This window comes from Streptomyces sp. NBC_01166 (assembly GCF_045039765.1).
Lineage (GTDB): Bacteria > Actinomycetota > Actinomycetes > Streptomycetales > Streptomycetaceae > Streptomyces.
In genome coordinates this window covers 6,323,947-6,346,219 of record NZ_CP108613.1, presented here as the reverse complement: position 1 = coordinate 6,346,219, position 22,273 = coordinate 6,323,947, and the positions used below count along the sequence as shown (strand labels likewise).

At 70.8% G+C, this 22,273-nt stretch carries 20 protein-coding genes and 1 riboswitch; of the genes, 8 read left to right on the top strand and 12 right to left on the bottom strand.

Features of this window, described 5'->3' with window-relative positions; translation table 11 throughout:
- Positions 1-32 precede the first annotated feature (32 nt).
- Positions 33-1,025: an MBL fold metallo-hydrolase gene (locus tag OG379_RS29205; protein WP_405665943.1), complete on the bottom strand. Its 993-nt coding sequence runs from the start codon at positions 1,023-1,025 to the stop codon at positions 33-35.
- A gap of 406 nt (positions 1,026-1,431) precedes the next feature.
- Here OG379_RS29205 and OG379_RS29200 point away from each other — a divergent pair, with 406 nt between their 5' ends.
- Positions 1,432-2,325 carry an SIS domain-containing protein gene (locus tag OG379_RS29200; RefSeq protein WP_405665942.1) on the top strand — a complete coding sequence of 298 codons (894 nt, stop codon included), beginning with the start codon at positions 1,432-1,434 and terminating at the stop codon, positions 2,323-2,325.
- Positions 2,326-2,393: 68 nt separating this feature from the next.
- Here the strand turns inward: OG379_RS29200 and OG379_RS29195 are convergent, their stop codons facing one another.
- Both OG379_RS29195 and OG379_RS29190 read right to left on the bottom strand, forming a co-directional pair.
- A complete protein-coding gene (locus OG379_RS29195; protein ID WP_405665941.1) occupies positions 2,394-3,008 on the bottom strand; it encodes a hypothetical protein in 615 nt (204 codons plus the stop codon).
- A gap of 228 nt (positions 3,009-3,236) precedes the next feature.
- Positions 3,237-4,106, bottom strand: coding sequence for a transglycosylase SLT domain-containing protein (locus OG379_RS29190; RefSeq protein ID WP_405665940.1), 870 nt, complete (start codon positions 4,104-4,106; stop codon positions 3,237-3,239).
- A gap of 4 nt (positions 4,107-4,110) precedes the next feature.
- Positions 4,111-4,296, bottom strand: a riboswitch (cyclic di-AMP (ydaO/yuaA leader).
- A 357-nt stretch (positions 4,297-4,653) separates the two neighbouring features.
- Between OG379_RS29190 and OG379_RS29185 the strand changes: the two genes are divergently transcribed.
- Positions 4,654-4,884 (top strand): hypothetical protein, encoded by a 231-nt coding sequence (locus OG379_RS29185; RefSeq protein ID WP_405665938.1) that lies wholly within the window; start codon positions 4,654-4,656, stop codon positions 4,882-4,884.
- A 143-nt stretch (positions 4,885-5,027) separates the two neighbouring features.
- Positions 5,028-5,423 (top strand): helix-turn-helix transcriptional regulator, encoded by a 396-nt coding sequence (locus OG379_RS29180; RefSeq protein ID WP_362931164.1) that lies wholly within the window; start codon positions 5,028-5,030, stop codon positions 5,421-5,423.
- A gap of 84 nt (positions 5,424-5,507) precedes the next feature.
- Here OG379_RS29180 and OG379_RS29175 read toward each other — a convergent pair whose 3' ends face one another.
- Both OG379_RS29175 and OG379_RS29170 read right to left on the bottom strand, forming a co-directional pair.
- A complete protein-coding gene (locus OG379_RS29175; RefSeq protein WP_393762179.1) occupies positions 5,508-5,960 on the bottom strand; it encodes a flavodoxin family protein in 453 nt (150 codons plus the stop codon).
- A 74-nt stretch (positions 5,961-6,034) separates the two neighbouring features.
- Positions 6,035-8,308, bottom strand: coding sequence for a heavy metal translocating P-type ATPase (locus OG379_RS29170; RefSeq protein WP_405665937.1), 2,274 nt, complete (start codon positions 8,306-8,308; stop codon positions 6,035-6,037).
- A 188-nt stretch (positions 8,309-8,496) separates the two neighbouring features.
- Here OG379_RS29170 and OG379_RS29165 point away from each other — a divergent pair, with 188 nt between their 5' ends.
- Positions 8,497-9,456, top strand: coding sequence for a hypothetical protein (locus OG379_RS29165; RefSeq protein ID WP_405665935.1), 960 nt, complete (start codon positions 8,497-8,499; stop codon positions 9,454-9,456).
- 36 nt (positions 9,457-9,492) lie between these two features.
- Here OG379_RS29165 and OG379_RS29160 read toward each other — a convergent pair whose 3' ends face one another.
- Positions 9,493-9,921 carry an NUDIX domain-containing protein gene (locus OG379_RS29160; RefSeq protein ID WP_405665933.1) on the bottom strand — a complete coding sequence of 143 codons (429 nt, stop codon included), beginning with the start codon at positions 9,919-9,921 and terminating at the stop codon, positions 9,493-9,495.
- Positions 9,922-9,958: 37 nt separating this feature from the next.
- Entirely contained in the window at positions 9,959-10,648 is a 690-nt protein-coding gene (locus OG379_RS29155; protein ID WP_405665932.1) for a FadR/GntR family transcriptional regulator, read from the bottom strand.
- A 188-nt stretch (positions 10,649-10,836) separates the two neighbouring features.
- On the opposite strand from OG379_RS29155, the gene leuA reads away from it, so the two are divergent.
- Together leuA and OG379_RS29145 are read left to right on the top strand one after the other, a co-directional pair.
- On the top strand, positions 10,837-12,654 hold the full coding sequence (leuA, locus tag OG379_RS29150) for a 2-isopropylmalate synthase (protein WP_405665930.1): 1,818 nt from the start codon (positions 10,837-10,839) through the stop codon (positions 12,652-12,654).
- Entirely contained in the window at positions 12,651-13,451 is an 801-nt protein-coding gene (locus OG379_RS29145) for an ABC transporter ATP-binding protein (protein ID WP_405665929.1), read from the top strand. Before leuA ends, OG379_RS29145 begins: the two co-directional genes overlap by 4 nt.
- Before the next feature lie 63 nt (positions 13,452-13,514).
- Here the strand turns inward: OG379_RS29145 and OG379_RS29140 are convergent, their stop codons facing one another.
- Both OG379_RS29140 and OG379_RS29135 read right to left on the bottom strand, forming a co-directional pair.
- Positions 13,515-15,128, bottom strand: a complete 1,614-nt coding sequence (locus tag OG379_RS29140) for a subtype B tannase (RefSeq protein WP_405668693.1) — start codon at positions 15,126-15,128, stop codon at positions 13,515-13,517.
- A gap of 230 nt (positions 15,129-15,358) precedes the next feature.
- Positions 15,359-16,231, bottom strand: coding sequence for a LysR family transcriptional regulator (locus OG379_RS29135; protein WP_405665928.1), 873 nt, complete (start codon positions 16,229-16,231; stop codon positions 15,359-15,361).
- A 146-nt stretch (positions 16,232-16,377) separates the two neighbouring features.
- Between OG379_RS29135 and OG379_RS29130 the strand changes: the two genes are divergently transcribed.
- Positions 16,378-17,253: an SDR family NAD(P)-dependent oxidoreductase gene (locus tag OG379_RS29130; protein WP_405665927.1), complete on the top strand. Its 876-nt coding sequence runs from the start codon at positions 16,378-16,380 to the stop codon at positions 17,251-17,253.
- Between the two features lie 12 nt (positions 17,254-17,265).
- Here OG379_RS29130 and OG379_RS29125 read toward each other — a convergent pair whose 3' ends face one another.
- Together OG379_RS29125 and OG379_RS29120 are read right to left on the bottom strand one after the other, a co-directional pair.
- The gene (locus OG379_RS29125; protein WP_405665926.1) at positions 17,266-18,594 is read right to left on the bottom strand and encodes an enolase C-terminal domain-like protein; all 1,329 of its coding nucleotides are present in this window, start codon (positions 18,592-18,594) and stop codon (positions 17,266-17,268) included.
- A gap of 46 nt (positions 18,595-18,640) precedes the next feature.
- Positions 18,641-19,978 (bottom strand): gluconate:H+ symporter, encoded by a 1,338-nt coding sequence (locus tag OG379_RS29120; RefSeq protein WP_405665925.1) that lies wholly within the window; start codon positions 19,976-19,978, stop codon positions 18,641-18,643.
- Between the two features lie 206 nt (positions 19,979-20,184).
- On the opposite strand from OG379_RS29120, the gene OG379_RS29115 reads away from it, so the two are divergent.
- On the top strand, positions 20,185-20,973 hold the full coding sequence (locus tag OG379_RS29115) for an IclR family transcriptional regulator (protein WP_405665924.1): 789 nt from the start codon (positions 20,185-20,187) through the stop codon (positions 20,971-20,973).
- Positions 20,974-21,019: 46 nt separating this feature from the next.
- Here OG379_RS29115 and OG379_RS29110 read toward each other — a convergent pair whose 3' ends face one another.
- Positions 21,020-22,237 (bottom strand): cysteine desulfurase-like protein, encoded by a 1,218-nt coding sequence (locus OG379_RS29110; protein WP_405665923.1) that lies wholly within the window; start codon positions 22,235-22,237, stop codon positions 21,020-21,022.
- Between the last annotated feature and the right edge of the window lie 36 nt (positions 22,238-22,273).

Here is a 22,273-nt window from a genome sequence, read left to right as displayed (position 1 = left end):
GCGGGGCGTCCGGCTGCCGTAACGGCGGGCCGTCACGCCGCCCCTCCGGTGCACGCCGCGCCGGTCTCCTGGGCGACGGCCGCCACGTCGGCCATCACCTGGAGTACACCGGGGAGTTCGGAGCCGTCCAGGTGGCGGTACTCGCTCCCGATGGTCACCACGAGCCGTTCGGACAGGCCGAGCTCCGGGTACCGGCCCTCGGCGATCACCCGGCGGGCCGCCTCGAGCGCGGGCACTCCCGCCGCGTGAAGGGCGTGGGCGCGGTCGCGTACGTACGCGAGGTAGTCCATGTGCCCGCGCACTCCGGCAGGGTCGAGCACCGGCCCGTGCCCCGGCACGATCACCTCGGCGCCGGTGGCCAGGACGCGTTCGCAGGCGTCGATCACGTTGTCCAGCGGCCCCGCCCAGTGCACCGGGTGGTCCCCGGGCTGCTGGGAGGTGGAGGAGAAGATGACGTCCCCGCTGAACACGGCGCGCTGCGCGGGCAGATACACGATCAGGTCGCCCCCGGTGTGCGCGGGCGGCAGGGACGACACCTGGACCGTGTGCTCCCCCAGGGTCAGTTCGAGCTCACCGGTGAAGTAGGTCGTCGGAGACACCTCGTCGGTGGCGGACCAGTCGAAGACGCCGAAGTGACGGCGGAGATAAGCGCCGAGGGGAGTGGAGGGATCACTTCCGGCCACCAGGGCGTGCTGCTGCTGCGGGGTGGGGTCGTAATGGATGTGCTCCCGGGCCTCGCGGGTCGCGATGATCTCCGCGTCCGGAAGCACCCCGGCGCCCCAGAAGTGGTCGCCGTTGGCGTGGGTGACGATCACACGGTCGACGCCCACCCCGTCGGGCAGCCGTTTCTGGCTCTCCACCAGGAACTGACCGGCCATCATCGTGTCGTACGGGGTGTCGATCCACAGCCCCCCGCGCGGAGACACGAGCAGGCCACAGTTGGCCAGGCCCCAGCCCCGCTGCGGCGGCAGCCAGGCGTACAGACCCCTGCCGAGGTCCACGACTTCCCCACCCGTGATCGACATGGGCTGATTATGCCGACCGCATTCCGGCCGCGCGTTCGAACTCGGCCAACGTGCGTGCCCGATGACGTGAAATCGCCCCTCACCGGAGCCACCCGCCGCCGCCCCGTGACCGTCCGGGGTTGTCGAGAAACAGCCCCACGGGGCATTTTCCACCTGATGTACGGGATGTCGGCAGCGGAGTTCGCGCCATGCGACCGATACCCACACAGCCTCGACGGAACCGGATCGAGTCGGCTACCCACCGAGCATGGCCGAAAACCGACCCCGCTCGGGTTACGGAGGCGTGAACACTTTGCTTGTTCTTGCTCGATTGACCCATGTAATATGCAGAATTGAACAAGCGGGCGTCGATTTCACACACCCCCGTCCCACCAGGTGCGAGAAGCAGTGGAAGCGGAGTGCGGACATGTCGCATGTCGAGACCGAGACAGCCGGCCAGCCCGAGTGCTGGCGCCGTGCCGCGGAGGTCGCTGCCGACCGGAAGGCGGCCCTGCCCGCCGCCGGTGAGCGCATCGCCGTCGTCGGCTGCGGAACGTCGTATTACATGGCGCAGGCGTACGCCTCGCTCCGCGAGGCTTCCGGACAGGGCGAGTCCGACGCCTACGCCGCCTCGGAGTTCCCGTTCGGGCGCACGTACGACCGGGTCGTCGCGCTGACGCGGTCGGGGACGACCACGGAGATCCTCGGCCTGCTGAACCGACTGCGGGGCGCCACCCGGACCGTCGCCGTCACCGCGGACCCGCGGACCCCGGTGATGACCGCGGCCGACGATGTGGTGGTCCTCGACTTCGCCGACGAACGGTCCGTGGTCCAGACGAGGTTCGCGACGACCGCGCTGACGCTGTTCCGCGCCCATCTCGGGCTGCACACCGAGGACGTCGTACGGGACGCGGAGACCGCGCTGGCGGAGCCGCTGCCCGAAGGGCTCCTGGAATGCGACCAGTTCAGCTTCCTGGGGCAGGGGTGGACAGTGGGGATCGCCAACGAGGCGGCGCTCAAGATGAAGGAGGCGTCCCTGTCCTGGACGGAGTCGTATCCGGCGATGGAGTACCGCCACGGCCCCATCAGCATCGCCACGGCCGGGACGGCGACCTGGATGTTCGGCGCCGCTCCGGAGGGGCTGCGGGAGCAGGTGCTGGCGACCGGGGCCCGCTGGGTGGAGAGCGGACTGGACCCGCTGGCCGACCTGGTCCGGGTCCAGCGGCTGGCGATCGCCCGAGCGGCGGCCCGTGGCCTCGACCCCGACCTGCCGCGCCATCTGACCCGGTCGGTGGTGCTCGGCACGGCTCCGGGAGCCTGACGGCTCCACGGCGTGCCTGAGCACCGGGCCGGCCGTCCGGCCCGGTGCTCAGGCATGCCCCGAAGAGGTCAGGCCTCTTCGAAGTAAGCGTCCAGCGCCTCGTCGAGCTCCGCCGTCCACCCCTTGAGGTCGCCCCGGGATCCGGCCTCGACCTCGGCGTTGAACCACCGGCGGCTCGACAGGTGGACCGTCACGGTGAACCGGCGCCCGAAGCGGCCGGTCTTGACCTCGACCGCACCGATCTCGGCCCAGTCGAACTCCGCCTCCTGGTCGTCGAGGCGGAAGCGAACGCCGTCCGCGTCCACCCTGATGGATCCGCGCCGGTCGCTGACCTCGAAGACGGGGCCGTCCTCATCGACGGCGCTCCTGCCGGCGGGCACGGGCTCGGCCTCCGGGGCCGTCCCGCCGGCCGGGGCCTCGTCGTCACCCCCGGCCGTGTCGTCGGAGGCCTTGTCGTCCACGGCGGCGTCCTCGGGGGCGGCCGCGGACTCGTCCGGGGCCCCGTCGGCGAGCGCGTCCGCAGTCCCGGTCTCCCGGGTCTCCTGGGCCTCCTCGGGCTCCTGGGGCGCCGCCTTCTCCGCCTCCGTCCGCGCGGGGACAGGGGCCGTCAGGCCAGGGATGTACGCCGGGTCTGTCCCTGCGGCGAACTCGGGCTTGGTGTTCGAATCTATGCGCTGCTCCACGGCGGGCAGTATGGACGACGAACCTGTACGAAACCAGTCACCCGCACCCCGCCCGGCCTGTCGGCGACACCTCGGCCGTCGTGATGCCGACGGCGCGGGGGCCTCCGGAGCCGATCGGCCCGCCGAAAACGGACGACGGGTGGTGCGGGTTCCGCCGAACCCGCACCACCCGTCACTACTGTCCCTCTGTCACACGCCCGTGCGGCAGCGGTCCCGCCTGGGCGAGGCTCAGTAGGCCCCGAAGACGTTGTCGATGGAGCCGTACCTGTCCGCGGCGTAGTTGCACGCGGCCGTGATGTTGGCGACCGGGTCGTAGCTGTCCATCGACGTACCGGGCACGTGGTAGGCCTGGAAGGTCGGGTCGATGACCTGGAGCAGACCCTTGGACGGCACGCCGTTGATCGCGTTGATGTCCCAGTTGTTGATGGCCTGGGGGTTGCCCGCGGACTCGCGGATGATGTTCCGGTGGATGCCCTCGTAGCTGCCGGGGATGCCGTGCTCGGCCATGACGGCGAGCGACTCCTTGATCCAGCCGTCGAGGTCGTTCGTGTACGAGACCGGCTCGGCGGCCGGAGCGGCCTCGGCGGCGGCAGGTGCGCCTTCCGCGGCGGTGGGGGTGCTCGTGCGCTCCGACCGGTCGGCGCGGTCGGCGCCCTCAGAGGCACGGTCGGACGAGGCGGAGGCCTTGGATTCGGCCTTCCCACCCTTGTCCGCCGACTTGTTCTCGGCCTTGCCGCCGATGGTCAGCTTCAGACCGGGGTGAATCAGGTCGGGGTTTCCGCCGACAGCCTTCTCGTTGTTCTCGTACAGGGCCTTCCAGCCACCGTTCACGGAATGCTCGCGTGCGATCTTCGCAAGGGTGTCACCCAAGATCACGGAATAGGTGGTGGACTTGGACTTCTGCGCGGCAATTCCCTTGCCGGACGCGGCAGTCGACGTCGCAGCCTTTTCCACGGCGGCCGGCTGGGCCGGGGCCGCGAAGGCTCCGGTCGCACCGATCACAGGGAGGGCCAGGACGGCTCCGCCCGTGCTCACGGCGATGATGCCGCGGGTGAGCGAACTGGTCCTGGAACGACGGTGCTTACCGTTTTCGGGCATGCTGAATTCCTCTCCGTCGCCTGCGAAGTGAGCTGTCGGGTTCGGGCTGGAGATGCCCGGCCGCATGCGAATGCGACTTCACCCCGAGCCGCTCCGGAAACCGGATCGGCGCTTACTTGGGTCCCCCGCTCCTGCCGTACGAGAAGTGGTCGGGTAACCGGACGGCGGCAGGATTCGGCGTTCCGCCCGGAGTGATGGTGACCGTAGGCGAGAAATAGGGAAAGGAACAAGCCTGGCGCGATGATCACAATTCATTCGCAAGATCAATTCTCGGGAATTCATGTAATCCACCCCACATCGCGTCGCCCATTTCTCTTGGCGCAGAAGGGAACCGACTACCGCACCCCTGCGTCCGGGACCCATGAAGTGACCCTGGTCACGGAGTCCGATTCGGGCGTTTTGCGCCCGCGCGAAGGCCCCAGGTCACACGAAATGGCCTTTTATGGATTACAGGATTAATTCCAAAAAACTACCTCAAATCGGGCATACGACTCACAGCTGAGGCTCAGGCGCATACCGAGGGCGCCCGCGTGGAACCGATCCGCCTATGACTGAAAGCCCTCTCGCCTCGGCGCCCCGGATCACCGTCCTGCCCGTCCAGCCCGGCCATCCCCCCTTCCGGATCGTGGAGATCGACGGAGAGGTGATCGGGAGTGCGACGGCGATGACGGATGTGCTGATCGCCGCCGCGGCGGCCGGCATTCCGGTCCACGACCTCGACGACCCGGCCGTCATCCGCTGGGTGGGCGGCGGCAAGCTCACCTGGAGGCCGCACTGAGACGGGGCGGGCGGGGGGCGTCGACTCAGGCGCCCGGCGGAAGCCCGCAGGTCGCGCAACGGACCTGAGAAGGATTCGCAGATGCGAGGCTGACTTCATGAGTACCTTGCAAATGCAAGCCGTTGAGCCATATCGTGCAGCACATGCAGACCTATACCATTGGGCAGGCGGCACGTCTTCTCGGCGTGAGCCCGGACACCGCCCGCCGCTGGGCGGACGCGGGCCGGGTAGCGACCCATCGCGACGAGGGCGGGCGCCGCCTCATCGACGGCCGTGATCTGGCCGCGTTCTCGATCGAGGTCGGTCAGGCCTCCCCCGGCGAGGAAGAGGTCCCCTACACCTCGGCCCGCAACGCCTTCCCCGGCATCGTCACCGCGGTGAAGCTGGGCGACGTAGCGGCACAGGTCGAGATCCAGGCCGGCCCGCACCGCCTCGTCTCGCTGCTCACCCGGGAAGCCGTGGAGGAACTGGGACTCGAGGTCGGCATGCAGGCCACGGCCCGCGTGAAGTCGACCAGCGTGCACATCGACCGCACCTGACGCGGCATCTGCCGTCCGGGTACGGCGGCATGCCCAGGAGGTGCCGGCCCGGGTGGTGCGAGGGTGACCGTAGCCGGGAGTCTGTCAGCCCATCAGTCCGGCGGCGAGTGTCGCCCCCAGTTCCCAGCACGCTTCCGTGTCGGCCTTGCCCGGCTCACCGGTGACAGTCACGGCGTCGGCCGTACGCCGCCATCCGAGGCCCGTGGTGATCGTCTCGATGCCCCGTACGGCGCCGGTGACGTCGTTGCCGCCGTGCACGTAGTAGCCGAAGGGCCGGCCCTTCGTCCCGTCCAGGCACGGGTAGTAGACCTGGTCGAAGAAGTGTTTCAAGGCGCCGGACATGTACCCGAGGTTCGCCGGGGTGCCGAGGAGGTAGCCGTCGGCCGCGAGCACGTCGGAGGCCGTGGCGGAGAGCGCCGCCCGTCGCACGACCCGGACGCCTTCGATGTCCTCCGTCGTCGCGCCGGAGAGCACCGCCTCGAACAGCGCCTGGCAGTTGGGCGAGGGGGTGTGATGCACGATCAGCAGAGTGGCCACGCCTTGAACCTACCCGCTCACCGATTCCCGCGCCCCCGTCGAGGGACGCGGGTCCGCGGGGCGCGGACGTCCTCTCAGCCGGCGGCGCGGAAGCCGCGCAGCCGGAGGCTGTTGCCGACGACGAAGACCGACGAGAACGCCATGGCCGCACCGGCGATCATGGGGTTGAGCAGGCCGGCGGCGGCGAGCGGGAGGGCCGCCACGTTGTAGGCGAAGGCCCAGAACAGGTTCGAGCGGATCGTGCCCAGCGTCCTGCGGGAGAGCCGGATCGCGTCGGCGGCCACCCGCAGGTCCCCGCGTACGAGAGTCAGGTCGCCGGCCTCGATGGCGGCGTCCGTGCCCGTCCCCATGGACAGGCCCAGGTCCGCCTGGGCGAGCGCGGCCGCGTCGTTGACCCCGTCGCCGACCATGGCGACGCTGCGTCCCTCCGCCTGGAGCCTCTTGACGACCTCGACCTTGTCCTGCGGCATCACCTCGGCGATGACCTCGTCGATGCCGACCTCGGCCGCGACGGCTGTGGCGACCGCCTTGTTGTCACCGGTCAGCAGGACGGGGGTCAGCCCGAGGCCGCGCAGCCGCCGGACCGCTTCGGCGCTGGTCTCCTTGACGGCGTCGGCGACTTCCAGGACCGCACGCGCCTCGCCGTCCCAGGCCACCGCGATCACGGTCCGCCCGTCCTGCTCGGCCAGGTCCTTGGCCTTCCTGAGCTCCTCGGGAAGTTCGATCGACCAGTCGGCCAGCAGCTTCTCCCGGCCGACGAGGACCGCACGGCCCTCGACGACGCCCTGCACACCGAGGCCGGGGACGTTGGTGAAGCCCTCGGGCGTGGGCAGCGCGCCCACGGTCCCGGCGGCGCCCTCGGCGACGGCCCGGGCGATCGGGTGTTCGGAGGAGTGCTCCAGTGCGCCCCCGAGGCGCAGCACTTCGGCCTCGTCCGTGGAGGCGGCCGCGTGGACCTTCAGCAGCGTCATGCGGCCCGTGGTGACGGTGCCCGTCTTGTCGAGGAGGATCGTGTCGGCCCTGCGGGTGTTCTCCAGGACCTCCGGTCCCTTGATCAGGATGCCGAGCTGGGCCCCGCGGCCGGTGCCGACGAGCAGGGCGGTGGGTGTGGCCAGGCCCAGTGCGCAGGGGCAGGCGATGATCAGTACGGATACGGCCGCCGTGAAGGCCGCGGTGAGTGCCGCACCCGAGCCGAGCCAGAAACCGAGCGTGGCGAGCGCCAGCCCGATGACGACCGGCACGAAGACCGCGGAGATCCTGTCGGCAAGGCGCTGCGCGGAGGCCTTGCCGCTCTGGGCCTCTTCCACGAGCGTGGCCATCCGGGCCAGCTGGGTGTCGGCGCCGACCCTGGTGGCCTCGACGACCAGGCGGCCGCCGGCGTTGAGGGTCGCCCCGGTGACGGAGTCACCTGTGGAGACCTCGACGGGCACCGACTCGCCGGTCAGCATCGAGACGTCGACCGCCGAGGAGCCCTCGACGACGGTCCCGTCCGTGGCGATCTTCTCGCCGGGGCGGACCAGGAAGCGGTCCCCCACGTGCAGACCGGCCGTGGGCAGGGTGATCTCACGGCCCTCGCGCAGCACGGTGACTTCCTTTGCGCCCAGCTCCATGAGCGCCTTGAGGGCGGCGCCCGCCTTGCGCTTCGAGCGGGCCTCGAAATACCGGCCGGCCAGGATGAAGGCCGTCACTCCGGCGGCGGCCTCCAGGTAGATGTTCCCCGCTCCGTCGCCGCGGCTGATCGTGAATTCGAATGGATGCGTCATGCCCGGCATCCCGGCGGTTCCGAAGAAGAGCGCCCACAGCGACCAGAGGAACGCCGCCGATGTGCCGACCGAGATCAGGGTGTCCATGGTGGCCGCACCGTGACGGGCGTTGGTCCAGGCCGCACGGTGGAAGGGCCAGGCCGCGTAGGTGACGACCGGGGCGGCCAGCGTGAGGGAGAGCCACTGCCAGTACTCGAACTGGAGGGCCGGGATCATCGCCATCGCGACGACCGGCGCGGCGAGCAGCACCGCGGTGACGAGCCGCTGGCGCAAGGACCGCAGCTCGCCGTCGGCGCGCTCGTCCTCGCCCCGGCCGGCGGCGGGCTCGCCGGAGCCGCCGGGCTCGGGGAGGGGTGGGGCCGGGCGCCGGGCTGTGTAGCCGGTGGCCTCGACCGTGGCGATCAGGTCGTCGACCGAGACGTCCCCGGCGAAGTCGACTCTGGCCTTCTCCGTGGCGTAGTTGACCGTGGCCTCGACCCCCTCCATGCGGTTGAGCTTCTTCTCGATCCGCGCCGCGCACGAGGCGCAGGTCATGCCGCCGATGGCGAGCTCGACCCGGTCGGCGCCGGTAGTGGCTGAAGTCATTTACTGCTCCTCGTCCGAACGGAACCCAGTATACCCCTCACGGGTATCTTTCCCGTCGGTCAGGTATACCCCCCACCCGTATGCATCGCAAGCCTCATCAGCATCACTTGCAGATACCCCCCACGGGTATATGGTCTGAGTCGTCGGACCGTCGCGAGCCCTCCACGCAGAAGGCAACAGGAGCAGTCATGAATCCCGCCGCGAAGATCACCGCGTTCACCGCCGCTCTGGCCGCGTCGTTCGGCGCCGCATACGGCATCGGAGCCGTCACGGACCCGGGTGCCGGCACCACCGAGCCTTCCAGCCGCACGGAGAGTGCGGCGCCACACTCCGAGGGCAGCCGCACCGGGCCTCCGGCCGGGGGCCTCCAGATCTCCGAGGGCGGTTACACGCTCGACCTGAGGACCCCACGCGTGAAGGCGGACCGGCGCAGCGAGCTGCGCTTCGCCGTTCTCGACCGGTCGGGCGGTCCGGTCACCGACTTCCAGCGTGAGCACGACAGGGAGATGCATCTGATCCTCGCCTCCCGCGACCTGGCGACCTACCGCCACCTGCACCCCACGCGGGCGGCCGACGGTACGTGGAGCACCCCCGTGGAGCTGCCCGCGGCCGGCGACTACCGGGTCTTCGCAGATTTCACGCCGGCCGACAGGAACGCCGTGGACCTGACCCTGGGTGCAGATCTGGCCGTGTCCGGGACGCACAAGGAGGCGGAGCTCCCGAAGCCCGCTCCGACGACCGAGGTCGACGGGTACACGGTCTCCCTGAACGGCACCCTGCGCCCCGGCGTGCCGGAGCACCTCACCTTCACGGTGCGGAAGGACGGCCGGCCCGTCACCGACCTGCAGCCCTATCTCGGCGCGTACGGGCATCTCGTCGCCCTGCGCGCGGGCGACCTCGCCTATCTCCACGTGCACCCCGACGGGGAGCCCGGCGACGGTTCCACGGAAGCCGGACCGGAGGTCGCGTTCACCGCGACGGCGCCCGGTTCCGCCGCCTACCGGCTGTTCCTGGACTTCAAGCACGACGGCACGGTCCGGACGGCGGCCTTCACCGTCCCGTCCCGGGCCGGGGCGGACACCCCCCGTCCGGCGACCCCTTCGGACGGGCACGACGACAGCACCACGGACGGGGGCCACGGCCACTGACGTGCGGAGGCTGCCGGTGCGGCTTCCCGGTCCCTCTCAGAGCTCCAGGTTCCCCAGCCACGCGTCCTGCCCGTCGGCCAGGGACCGCCGCAGCGGCAGGGCCTCGAACCGGCAGGCGAAGGTGAGGCCGGCGTCCACGCCGTCACCCCGCACCCGGTGGACCCACGCGTCGGGCGAGCCCTCCGGTGCCCGCAGCAGGAAGAACGTGGTCCGGCGCGGCTGCCGCGTCTGCGGGTGCGGGCTCCCGTCGACGGCAATCGGCCGGATCACGTCGGCGGTCAGCAGGCCGGTCTCCTCGGCGACCTCCCGCAGAACGGCGTCGGACAGCTCCTCGCCCGGCTCGACTCCCCCGGCGGGAACCTGGGTTCCGGCGTCAGCCATGCCGACGTGGTCGAACACCAGGAGCTCCGCGCTCTCGCGACGCCGGATCACATACGCGGCGACACGGATTCTCGGCGTGCTCATCCCCACTCCCCTCCCTCTCGGCCGACGGCGAGTCCCGCTACAGCGACGTGAGCCGGGCCAGCGTCTGCTCCAGTTCCTCGCGGAGCGTGCGGCCTGCCGCGTCGCCGTCCCCCCGCGCGACGGCGTCCACCAGTGAGGCGTGGTCCTCGTCGCCGTGGTTCGGGTCCCCGGAGCGCAGTTCGAGCAGGGCGAGCATGTCGATCAGCCCCTTGCGCAGCGTGGGGACGAATTCGGTGAACAGCGCCGAGAGTACGGGGTTGTGTGCCGCCGCGACCACGGCCGCGTGCAGGGCGATGTCCGCGTCGACGAACGCGGCGTCGCCCGATCCGGCGGCGGCGCGGCGTCCGGCCAGGGCGGCGGTGAGGGCGGCGACGTCGTCGTCCGTCCGGCGCCGTCCGGCCAGCCGCGCGGCTTCGACCTCGATGCCGATGCGGACCTCGTAGACGTCGGTGACGGCCGCGCGCCGCAGCCGCGTGGCCCAGTCCTCCTCGGGCTCGGTCGCGATGACGAAGACACCGGCCCCCTGTCTCGCCTGCACCAGCCCCGCCCCCGCGAGTGCGCGCAGCGCCTCGCGGACCGTGGAACGTCCGACCCCCAGGGAGGCGGCCAGGCTCGTCTCACCAGGGAGTTTCGTCCCCACCGGCCAGGCGCCCGTGCTGATCTGCTCGCGCAGATGCTCGGTTGCCTGCTCGACCAGGGGCGAGGGTCTCAGGGGTCCCAGCGGCATGTGAGGTCACTTTCCGATGTACACCTCAGGTTGTCTGAGGAGTTCGTCAGGGCTACTGTACCCGGCATGCCGCCGAACGAGCTCCTTCTCCTCGTCCGCCGCTGCGGGGCCTGACACGACCGACCGGCCCCCCGCAGCGGGTGTCGGGCTGTGCCGGTCATCATGGCCGACCGAAAGTTCTCTCCGCGATGACTTCTTCCTCCGGCACTCCGGCTCCCCCCGGGGCCACGCCGTTCCCCACCCTGCGCACTCCCGCCGGGGGCCTCCCGGCGGACGCACCGGCCTGGAATCCCCAGCGCCCGAGCGCGATGCCCCACCACCGCTACCGCCCGGCTCACGACCGGGTGGCCCTGCCCCTGACGGACCGCACCTGGCCCTCGCGCCGGCTCGAGCGCGCTCCCCTGTGGGTGCCCGTCGACCTGCGCGACGGCAATCAGGCGCTGGCCGAGCCCATGGACACCGAGCGCAAGCGCCGCCTGTTCGATCTCCTGGTCACCATGGGCTTCAAGGAGATCGAGGTCGGCTACCCGTCCGCCAGCCGGACCGACTTCGACTTCGTACGCCACCTCGCCGAGAGCGGGGCGGTGCCGGACGACGTGACGATCTCGGTGTTCACGCCGGCCCGCAAGGACCTGATCGACCGGACCGTCGACTCCGTCGAAGGGCTCCCCCGCACCCTGATCCACCTCTACACCGCCACCGCGCCCGTGTGGCGGGACGTCGTCCTGGGCCGGGCCCGCGCCGAGGTCCACGCGCTGATCAGGGACGCCGCCACGCATCTGATGCGCCGCGTGGAGGAACGACCGGGTGCCGACGTCAGGTTCGAGTTCTCCCCCGAGGTCTTCAACCTCACCGAGCCGGACTTCGTCCTGGAGATCTGCGACGGCCTCACCGAGCTGTGGGAGGCGAGCCCGGACCGGCCGGTGATCCACAACCTGCCGGCCACGGTGGAGATCGCCACGCCGAACGTGTACGCCGACCAGATCGAGTACATGCACCGCCATCTGGCGCGCCGCGATTCCGTGATCCTCTCCGTGCACCCGCACAACGACCGGGGCACCGGCGTCGCCTGCGCCGAACTCGCCGTGCTGGCGGGCGCCCAGCGGGTGGAGGGCTGCCTGTTCGGCAACGGCGAGCGCACCGGGAACGTCGACCTGGTGACTCTGGCGCTCAATCTCTACGCTCAGGGCGTCGACCCGATGATCGACTTCTCCGACATCGACGCGGTCCGTGACGTGGTGGAGCACTGCAACCGGATCCCGGTCCACCCCAGGCACCCCTACGGCGGTGAACTCGTGCACACGGCGTTCTCCGGCACCCACCAGGACGCCATCGCCAAGGGCATGGCCCACCACGCGAAGCAGGCAGCCGAGTCCGGGGTGAGCGCCGGGGAGGCGCCCTGGGAGGTGCCGTACCTGCCCATCGACCCGGAGGACATCGGCCGTACGTACGAGGAGGTCATCCGCATCAACTCCCAGTCCGGGAAGGGAGGAATCGCGCATCTGCTCCGCACCCACCACGGGCTGGACCTGCCGCAGGCGATGCGTCCGGACTTCTCGCGTACGGTGCAGCACCTCACGGACAGCACCGGGCGCGAGCTCTCCCACAAGGAGCTGTGGGACCTCTTCCGCACCACGTACATCACCCCCGCGCAGGACGGTCCGCTCACGCTGGAGGCCTGGACCACCTCGGAGACCGGGCCCGGTGAGCACGAGTTCACCTGTGAACTGCGCGCCGACGGGAGGGTCCGCTCCTGCAAGGGCACCGGAAACGGTCCCCTCTCCGCCCTGACGGACGCCCTGCGTACGGCCGGTGTCACGGTCGACGTCCTGGGCTACGCCGAGCACTCCACCGCCACCGGGCCGGGCAGCCCCGCGGTCGCCTACGCCGAGTGCCGTGTGGACGGGGCCACCTGCTGGGGATCCGGCTGGGACACCTCGGTCCTGGCCGCCTCCGTCCACGCGGTCATGGCCGCCGTCAACCGCACCGGAGTACAGACCCGATGACCGACGACACCCCCGTCCTCCGCGTCCACGACGTGGACGTCGTCCGCGACGGGAACCACATCCTGAGCGAGGTCTCGCTGACCGTGCGCGCCGGCGAGCACTGGGCCCTGCTCGGCGCCAACGGCGCCGGCAAGAGCACGCTCCTCGGCCTCCTCGGGGCGCTCGCACACCCCACCCGGGGCACGGTCGAGGTCCTGGGACACGAGCTGGGGCGCGTCGACCTGCGCCAGTTGCGCACGTACGTCGGCCATGTCGACCCCCGTCACGCGCTGCGCTCGCCGCTGAAGGTCAGGGACGTCGTCCTGACGGGCCTGACCAACAGCATCGAGCCGGCGCCCCGTTGGCGGCCGACGGCGGAACAGCTGGCCCTGGCCGACAGTCTCACCGGCCTGCTCGGCCTCGCCGGACGCCGCGAGGCGAGGTGGCCGACCCTGTCCCAGGGCGAACGGGGGCGCGCCCTGATCGCGCGGGCGCTCATGCCGCGGCCACGGCTGCTGCTCCTGGACGAACCGGCGACGGGGCTGGACGTCGCGGGGCGTGAGCAGCTGATCGAACGGATCGACACCCTTCAGCAGAGCTCACCGGAGCTCGCCTCGGTCCTGGTCACGCACCACCTGGAGGAGCTTCCTCCCGGCACGACGCATGTGATGCTGCTGCGTGACGGGCGGTGCCTGGCGTCGGGCCCCGCCGACGAGGTGCTGACCAGCGATCAGATCAGCAAATGCTTCGACCACCCGGTCCACCTCACCCGCTTCGAGGGCCGGTGGAGCGTGCGGACGAGCCGCCGGGCCGGCTGAGGCCCGGCGCACGGCCGGGGTGACGCGCTCACCAGGAGCGCGTCACCCCGGCCGTTGTCGGCCTCAGCGGCCGGAGCCGCCGTTCTCCTTCTTCCTGTCGTGACCCGTCACCTCGGCGATCCATGCGATGAAGCCGGCCGCGTCGGTGTTGGCCCCGTGGCCCTGGTCCCAGTAGTAGTACGCGTCGACGTCGTCGCCCAACTGCTCCAGGCTCGCGGCGAGGTTGGCGACGACCGTGAGCGAGGTGTCACTGTCCTTGGTGCCGACGCGGATCCACCAGTGCCTGGAACGGCCGGGGTTGCGCTCCTTGACGATGTGGTGCATCGGGTTCATCAGCTTGAGCTTCTCGCCCAGGTCGGGGTCCAGCCGCGCGCTGCCGCCCTTCTCGTGCCGAAGGCTGTACAGCGTGAAGTGCCTGGCCTGAGTGGTTCCCGTACCGAACAGGTTGTTCTCGCCCGAGGACAGGTCGAAGGCGTCGAAGGCCGGCGTGTTCTTCTTCCGCGCCCCCACGTGCTGCAGGAAGCCGTCCCACGTGAACGTGGCCCTGCCACCGGACCAGGTGATGAACGGGTTCGCGGCCAGGTAGGCCGAACGGTCGGATTCCGGGAGGCCCTTCAGGTAGGCGGTCGCCGACGGCCGGAGGTAGGTCTCCAGGAGGTAGTCGTCGAGGTTGCGCGCGGTGAGGCTCCCGAAGCCCTTCGCACGCAGCTTGAGGGACGCCTGGTAGTCGGCGAACGCGGTGGCCAGCTCCTTGGAGACGGTCCGGTCGACGAGCCCGCCGCCACTCAGCTCGTTGGCGCCCCAGTTCCACTCGTACGCCATGTCGGCGTGCTCGAGGTCGGCGATCGGGCACCAGTCTCCGCTGGCGAAGACGGCGTCGCTCGCGTCGGCCGCACCGATCTCCTCGAGGTACTCCGCGTACAGCGGGCTGTCGCCGGATGCTCCGAGGAGAGCGGAGAGGGCGCCGCCCGCGCTGGTGCCCGAGGTGACGATGCGGTCGGTGTCGCCCGGTATACGGCTCTTGTTGAAGCGGACGTACCGCACCGCCGCCTTGAGGTCCACGATCGCGGCGGGCGCCGTGCCGTAGTAAGTGCCTTCCGCGTCGGTGAGGGTACGGCCGCGCGCCCCGGGCTCCACGACGACAAATCCCGCGGCCAGGGCGAGCTCGGCGTTGCTGACCCTCTTGCCGGCGTCGTCGAGCTGCCCGTTGCCGCCGGACGGCACCTCACCGGTGCCGCCGGCCGCCGGGGCGCCGGGAGAGGGACTTGCGCCACCCCCGCCGGGGGGCATGCCGCCGCCCATTCCGCCACCGCCGACGCCGGTCGCGTCCGCCACGGACGAGGGCATGTAGCCGCCCACGGAGTTGGCGAGGAGAATGGGTGCGCCGGAGGCGTTCACCGGCTGTCCGTCGATTTCGACGGGAACGCTGACATTCAGGCTCTGGTATTTCTCGTCCACGGGACGCGCTACGTAGGTGACAGCCTTGTAGAAGTGGTAGGTCACTTCCTTGTCGCCGTCGTCCGTGGTGATGGTCGTCGTCAGTTCGGTGAAGCCGTCCTTGTCGAAGACAAGGGAACCGGCACCACCGGAGGGCTTCGATCCCGCGCTGCCCGAGGCATGGGCGCTGAGGGCGAAGCCGCCCCCTGCCACGGCCCCTGCGGCCGCACCCACACCCATGACGACGGTCCTGCGCCTCACTGCCCGGTGCTTCACGGTCTCTCCCTCTCGCGGCCGTCGGATCCTGCGCTGCGAACGTAGGTGACCTCGAGGAAAAGTGTCAACAATCTTGACGACTTCATTGGTCAACTCATTGTTGACGCACAGGAACTAGGCGGCGGCCATACGAGAATGCGCCACATAAAGGGCCGTAGAACGTTCAGGCGATTCTCAGGACCTGCGCCGGTGGTTCAGCCGACCGCTGCGACGGTGTGCCTGACGAAGCGTCGGACGGCCGGTGTCGTACGCTCCCGCGGCCAGACCAGCCGCAGGGGCACGGCAGGCCCGTCCTCCAGGAGGATCCCGACAGTCCCCTCGGGCGCACCGGTGCCGTCGGCCGGCGGGGCCGCGAGCGCGACGGCCTGCCCGAGCCGGACCACCGCCAGCATCTGCAGGCCGTCGCTCACCTGGGGCCCCGGCGTGCCCGGCAGTCCGTCCGGCCAGAGGCCCGGGTCGTTGAGCTGGGCGCCCGGGCCCAGCCAGCCGAGCAGTGGTTCGTCTGCGAGGTCGGCGATCGTCAGGGTCTCCCGGTCCGCCAGCCGGTGCCGGGCCCCCATCAGCACGCTGACGCTTTCGTGGCGGAGCACCACGCTGTCCAGGCCGTGCCCGGGCAGGGCGGCGCGCAGGAGCGCGATGTCCGCCTGCCCCGACCGCAACCGGTCGAGCTGGTCGTCGATCGTGCCGACGGTCATCCGGGCCGGATGCCGCGGACCGGTCTCGTTGTACGCCCGGATCATGCCGTCCAGCAGAGCGGCGTCACAGCCGGGCCCGGTCACCGTCACGGAGTTCCGCTGCTCGGCCGCCCGGCGTACCCGCGAAGTGACGTTCCCCGCCTGCGCCAGCAGCGACCTGCCCTCTTCGAGCATCGCGTGACCGGCGGCGGTGGGGGTGACGCCCTTCGGGGTACGCAGCAACAGGGTGGTGCCAACGGTCCTCTCCAGGGCCAGGATCGCCCGGGAGAGCGCGGGCTGTGTCATCGACAGCCTCTGTGCGGCACGGGTGAAGTTACCTTCCTCCGCCACAGCGATGAAGTAGTGGACCTGCCGGATCTCCACATCACCCATGCGCACATCTTCCCACCTGTGGCCATGCCGCCCCGGCATCGGCCCATGCCGGACCGGAACTTCCATGATCGGCGCGTGGCCTGTCTGCTGGAGGCACGGACGGGGTTCACCCGCCCACGGACGACGCGGCGCATGGGAGCACGGAAATGACTGAGCACACCCCGAAGGCAGTGGTGACGGCCGGCACCGGCGGCATAGGCCTGGAGACGGCCGTGGGGCTGGCACGGCAAGGATGGGACGTCACTCTCGTCGCCCGCGACCCGGCTCGGGGGGAGGCGGCGGTGGCCCGTGTCGACGAGGCCGCCGGGCGCCGCGCGGGGCGTTTCGTCCGCACGGAACTGTCGTCGCTCGCCGAGACCCGGCGGCTCGGGGAGCGCCTCGCCGGCGAAGGCGCCCTGGACCTCCTGGTGAACAACGTGGGCGGCATGTGGACCGAACGGTGGGAGAGCCCCGAGGGCATCGAGGCGAGCATCGCACTCAATCACCTCTCGCCCTACGTCCTCACCGAGACGCTTCTCGACGCGCTCGCCGCCGCGGCCCCGAGCCGCATCGTGAACGTCACGTCGAGCGCCATCGCCGCGGCCGAGAGCGTGTTCGACGACGTCGAACCGGCGGGTCCCCACTACGGTTTGGCCGCCACGGGGCGGGCCAAGCTGGCCCACCTCGCGCACTCCGTGGAGCTGGCGGGGCGTCTGGCATCCAGAGGCGTCTCGGTGCTCGCGGCCGACCCCGGGGCCGCCGCCACCGACAACGCCGCGCTCATGACCATCGACATCCTGCCGCCGGCGCTGCGTCCCCATTGGGAGCAGGTCCTGAAGGGCGTCTCGGCTCCGGTCACGTCGGCCGCGAAGGGCCCGCTGGCCGCCGCCACCGATCCTGCCCTGGAAGGGCGGACCGGCCTGGTCGTCGGGCCCGACGGAACCGTGGACGACACCCTCCTGGCGTTCGTCACACCTGAACTCACCGAGGCCGTGCGCAGGTGGACGGCGGAACTCATGGCGGCGGCGGCACGCGCGTCCTGACGGGGCGATGCCCTACCGCACCAGGCAGGGCCGCTTGGCGTCGAAGGTCCAGCCGGGTACGAGGTACTGCATGGCCTCGGCGTCGTCCCGCGCCCCCAGCGCCTCCTTCCGGTAGAGCTCGTGGGCCGCGAGAAGGCGGTCCATGTCGAGTTCCACCCCCAGGCCGGGGGCGTCGGGCACGGCGATCTCGCCACCGGCGATGCGCGGCGGTTCGACGGTGAGCCGCTCCAGCCCCTCCTGCCAGATCCAGTGCGTGTCGAGGGCGTTGTACTCGCCCGGGGCGGCGGCGCCGCAGTGCGTGATCATGGCGAGAGAGATGTCGAAGTGGTTGTTGGAGTGGCAGCCCCAGGTCAGGCCCATCGCGTTGCACAGCTGCGCCACCCGCACGGAGCCCTGCATGGTCCAGAAGTGCGGGTCGGCCAGCGGGATGGACACCGACTGGAGAGCCAGGGCGTGGGTCAGCTGCCGCCAGTCGGTGGCGATCATGTTGGTCGCGGTCGGAAGGCCCGTGGCGCGGCGGAACTCGGCGAGGACCTCGCGCCCCGAGTAGCCGTCCTCCGCCCCGCAGGGGTCCTCGGCGTAGGCGAGCGTGCCCACCAGCGGGGCGCACAGCTCGACGGCCTCGCGGAGGGACCAGGCACCGTTCGGGTCCAGAGTGATCCGCGCCTCGGGGAAGCGGTCCTTGAGCGCGCGTACGGCCCGCACCTCCTCCGCGCCGGCGAGGACTCCGCCCTTGAGCTTGAAGTCCCGGAAGCCGTACAGGTCGTAGGCGGCCTCGGCCTGGCGCACGATCGCCTCGGGCGTGAGGGCCTCCTCGTGCCGGATGCGGTACCAGTCGACCTCGGAGCCTGGTTCGCGGACGTACTCCAGATCGGTGCGGTCCGGGTCGCCGACGTAGAAGAGGTAGCCCAGCACCCGCACGGATTCCCTCTGCAGGCCGTCGCCCAGCAACGCCGCGACCGGTACGTCGAGGTGCTGGCCCAGCAGGTCGAGCAGCGCCGACTCGACGGCCGTGACGGCGTGCACCGTGGTCCGCAGGTCGAAGGTCTGCGCGCCTCGTCCGCCCGCGTCGCGGTCCGCGAACCGGCTCCCGATCTCGCGCAGGACGCGCTTGTAGTCGCCCACCTTCGCGCCGACGACGAGCGACTCGGAATCCCGCAGGGTCCGGGTGATCTTCTCGCCCCCGGGCACCTCCCCCAGTCCCGTACGGCCTTCGGAGTCCTTGAGGACGACGATGTTGCGGGTGAAGAAGGGGCCGTGGGCGCCGGAGAGGTTCAGCTCCATGCAGTCGCGGCCCGCGACGGGATAGACGGCGAATTGGGTGACGGTCGGCTGGTTCATGCTGGTCCGTTTCCTTGGGTACGGGAGGGGGATGGGAGGGGGGCGTTCAGAGGCCGATGACGTCGAGGGCCCACTCGGCTGCCAGGACGCCGCCGAGGCCCAGGACGGCGAGCACCGTCGTGTAGCCGGTACGGACCTTGATGGCCTGGATGACCGAGAGGTTGAAGTACTCCTTGAACAGCCAGAATCCGGGGTCGTTGACATGGGAGAAGGCGATCGATCCGCACGAGACCGCGAGCACCATCATCTCGGGGTGGACGCCGCTGCCCGCGAGGAGCGGCAGCACCACGCCGGAGGCGGTGACCACGGCGACGGTCGCCGAGCCGAGCGCGATGCGGAGGATGGCGGCGATCAGCCAGGCCAGGATGATCGGTGAGACGGCCCAGTGCTCGGTGATGTCCTTGATGTAGTCGGATATCCCGCCTTCGACCAGGACGTTCTTGAAGGCGCCGCCCGCGCCGATGACCAGGAGGATCATCGCCATGGCCTGGGCCGCCGAGGCGCAGGAGGCGCTGACGTCGGCCAGACTGCGGCCGATCCGCGGTCCGAACGCCCAGGCCGCCAGGAGGAGGGCCAGCAGCAGCGCGATCGGTGCCGAGCCGATGAAGGCGACACCGTGCAGGAAGGCACTCTCGCCGGACGTGAGCATGTCGGTGACGGCCGCGCCGGCGATCAGCACCACCGGGAAGAGGGCCACGAAGAGCGACCAGCCCATGCCGGGCATCTCCTCGTCGGTGAACTCGCGCTCACTGACCAGGCCCTTGGGGATGGAGGGATTCATCGCCCTGACGAACGGCAGCCGCGGCCAGACGAGCGCGACGAGCGCACCGGCCGGCACGGCGATGAAGAGGCCGTAGAAGAGGGCGTGGCCCACGGAGGCGTGGAAGGTCGCTGCGACGGCGGTGGGACCGGGATGCGGCGGCAGGAAGCTGTGCATCGTGGACAGGGCGATCGACATCGGCAGGCCCACCCAGAGCAGGTTCACCCCGGTGACCCTGACGAGCGTGAACGCGATGGGCACGATGATGATGAAGGCGACCTCGTAGAACATGGTCACGCCGATGAGCATGGACGTGACCACCATGGCCACCTGGACACCGCGCGGCCCGAAGGCGTCGAGCAGCTTGCCCGCGATCCGCTGGGCGGCTCCGGAGTCGCCCATGACCCGGCCGACCATGGCGCCCAGGCCGATCGTGAGCATGGTGTCGCCGATCTGGTCCCCGATGCCGGCCGAGAGGACGTCCGGGATCTCGACCGCGGGGATTCCCTGGACCAGCGCCACGCCGACCGCCACGAGCAGGAGTGCGGCGAAGCCGTTGAGCTTCATACGGGTCATCAGGAGCAGCAGCACCAGAACGCTGATCCCGACCACGAGGAGCGGCATGTCAGTTCCCCTTTGAACTGTCGGACTGTCGGGCTGTGGAACCCCGGCCTGCGGAGGCTCCTCCGCGGCGCCGTCGGCGTGGGGACGCCTCGGGGACCGCGCGACTCATCCCTGTATGCAGATGACGTACATGTATGAGAACGGAGGTTAGGCGTGTGAACGCGACGCGGTCAATGGGTGCGACCACGCGGATTTAGGATGTGGACATGCCGGAGAACAACGGGGTACGTGGGGTGAAGTCGGCGTCCCGCACCGTCGCGCTGCTCGAACTCCTCGCCGCCCGGGGCGACCGGCCGGCCCGCCTGGACGAACTCGCCGAGGAACTCGGCGTACCGCGCAGCAGCATGTATCAACTGCTGCGGACCCTCATCGACTGCGGCTGGGTGCGCACCGACACCACCGGCTCGCTGTACGGCATCGGCATCCGTGCCCTGCACACGGGGACGAGCTACCTGGACAGCGACCCGCATGTGCGCGCGGCCCGCCCCTATCTGGACGAGGCCTCGGACGCGCTCGGCGAGACGATCCATCTGGCCCGTCTCGACGGCACCAACGTCGTCTACCTCGCGACGCGCGAGTCCCACGAGTACCCGCGCACCATCAGCCGGGTCGGCCGCCGGATCCCGGCCCATGCCGGAGCGCTCGGAAAAGCCCTGCTCGCCGAGCGCCCCGACCACCGGCTACCGCTCCCCGAAGGCCCCCTGACGGCCCGTACGGAGAACACGCACACCGAGCGCTCCACGCTGGTCGCCGACCTCGCAGGTGTGCGCGAGCGCGGATACTCCATCGAGCGCGAGGAGACGGTGACGGGCATCGCGGGCTTCGGCTTCGCCCTCCGGTACGACTCTCCGGCCATCGACGCCATCAGCTGCTCGGTGCCGGTGGCGCGGCTCAGCGAGAAGCACGAGACCCGGGTCGTGGCGGTGATGCGGGAGATCCGGACGAAGATCGAGAGTGTCCTGTCCCCCGCGTCCGGCGCCCCCGACTGGCGCTGACCGGCGGTCGTCCGGGAGCGCCTCTCACCCGGCGCCTGCCGCCGTGTCAGCGGCGGGGCACGTCCAGCGCGTTCAGGAGCCGGTCGATGTCCTCGTCGCACGAGTAGGGCGCGAGACCGACCCGTACACCGCCCTTCTCGCCCAGTCCGAGCCTGCGGGACGCCTCCAACGCGTAGAAGGAGCCCGCCGGCGCGTCGACACCTCGCTCGGCCAGGTGCCGGGAGACCTCCTCCGGCTTCCTGCCCGCCACCGTGAACAGCGTGGTCGGGGTGCGCCGTGCCGCGCGGGAGTGCACCGTGACGCCGTCCAGCGTCGCCAGGCCCTCCTCCATGCGGCCGTGCAGACGGCTCTCGTGCGAGGCGAGCGCGGTGAACGCGCGGACCAGGTCCCCCCGTCGGCTGCCGGTTCCGGGGACGAGCGCGGCGAGGAAGTCCACGGCCGCCGTCGCGCCCGCCAGGAGTTCGTAGGGCAGCGTGCCCAGTTCGAAACGCTCGGGGACGGCGTCGCTGGAGGGCAGCAGCTTGTCCGGCCGCAAGCTGTGGAGCAGTTCCCGCCGCCCGGTGAGCACGCCGAGATGCGGTCCGAGGAATTTGTACGGCGAGCAGACCAGGGTGTCCGCGCCGAGTGCGGCCAGGTCGACCGTGGCGTGCGAGGCGTAGTGCACCGCGTCGACATGGAAGAGCGCGCCGGCCCCGTGCACCAGCGCGGCGAGAGCCGGGATGTCGGGGCAGGTGCCGATGAGGTTGGAGGCGGCCGTGACGGCGACGAGCCGGGTGCGGCCGGACAGCACGGCTTCGATGTGCTCGGCGCCGAGCTCACCCGTCGCGGGGTCGAAGTCGGCCCACCGGACCGTCGCCCCGACGGCCTCGGCGGCCTGCACCCAGGGCCGTATGTTCGAGTCGTGGTCCAGCCGGGACACCACGACCTCGTCCCCGGGACCCCAGTCCTTGGCCAGGGTGCGCGCCAGGTCGTAGACGAGCTGGGTGGCGCTGCGCCCGAACACCACGGAGCCGGCCTCCGAGCCGAGCAGGTCGGCCAGGGCCTGCCGCGCGCCGGTCACGATCGCCTCGGCGTTGCGTCCGCCCTCCGTGAGCACGCCGCGGTTGGCCAGCGGGCGGGTGAGGGCCTCGGTGATCGCGTCGATGACCTGCTGGGGCGTCTGGGTGCCACCCGGCGCGTCGAAGCGGGCGGTGCCCGCCTTCAGCGCCGGGAAGCAGTCACGGATCGCCTGCACGTCGAGGATGTGGCCGGTGTCGCTGCTCAAGGGGTACTCCGGGAGGGGAAGCCGGGCGGCGGGACG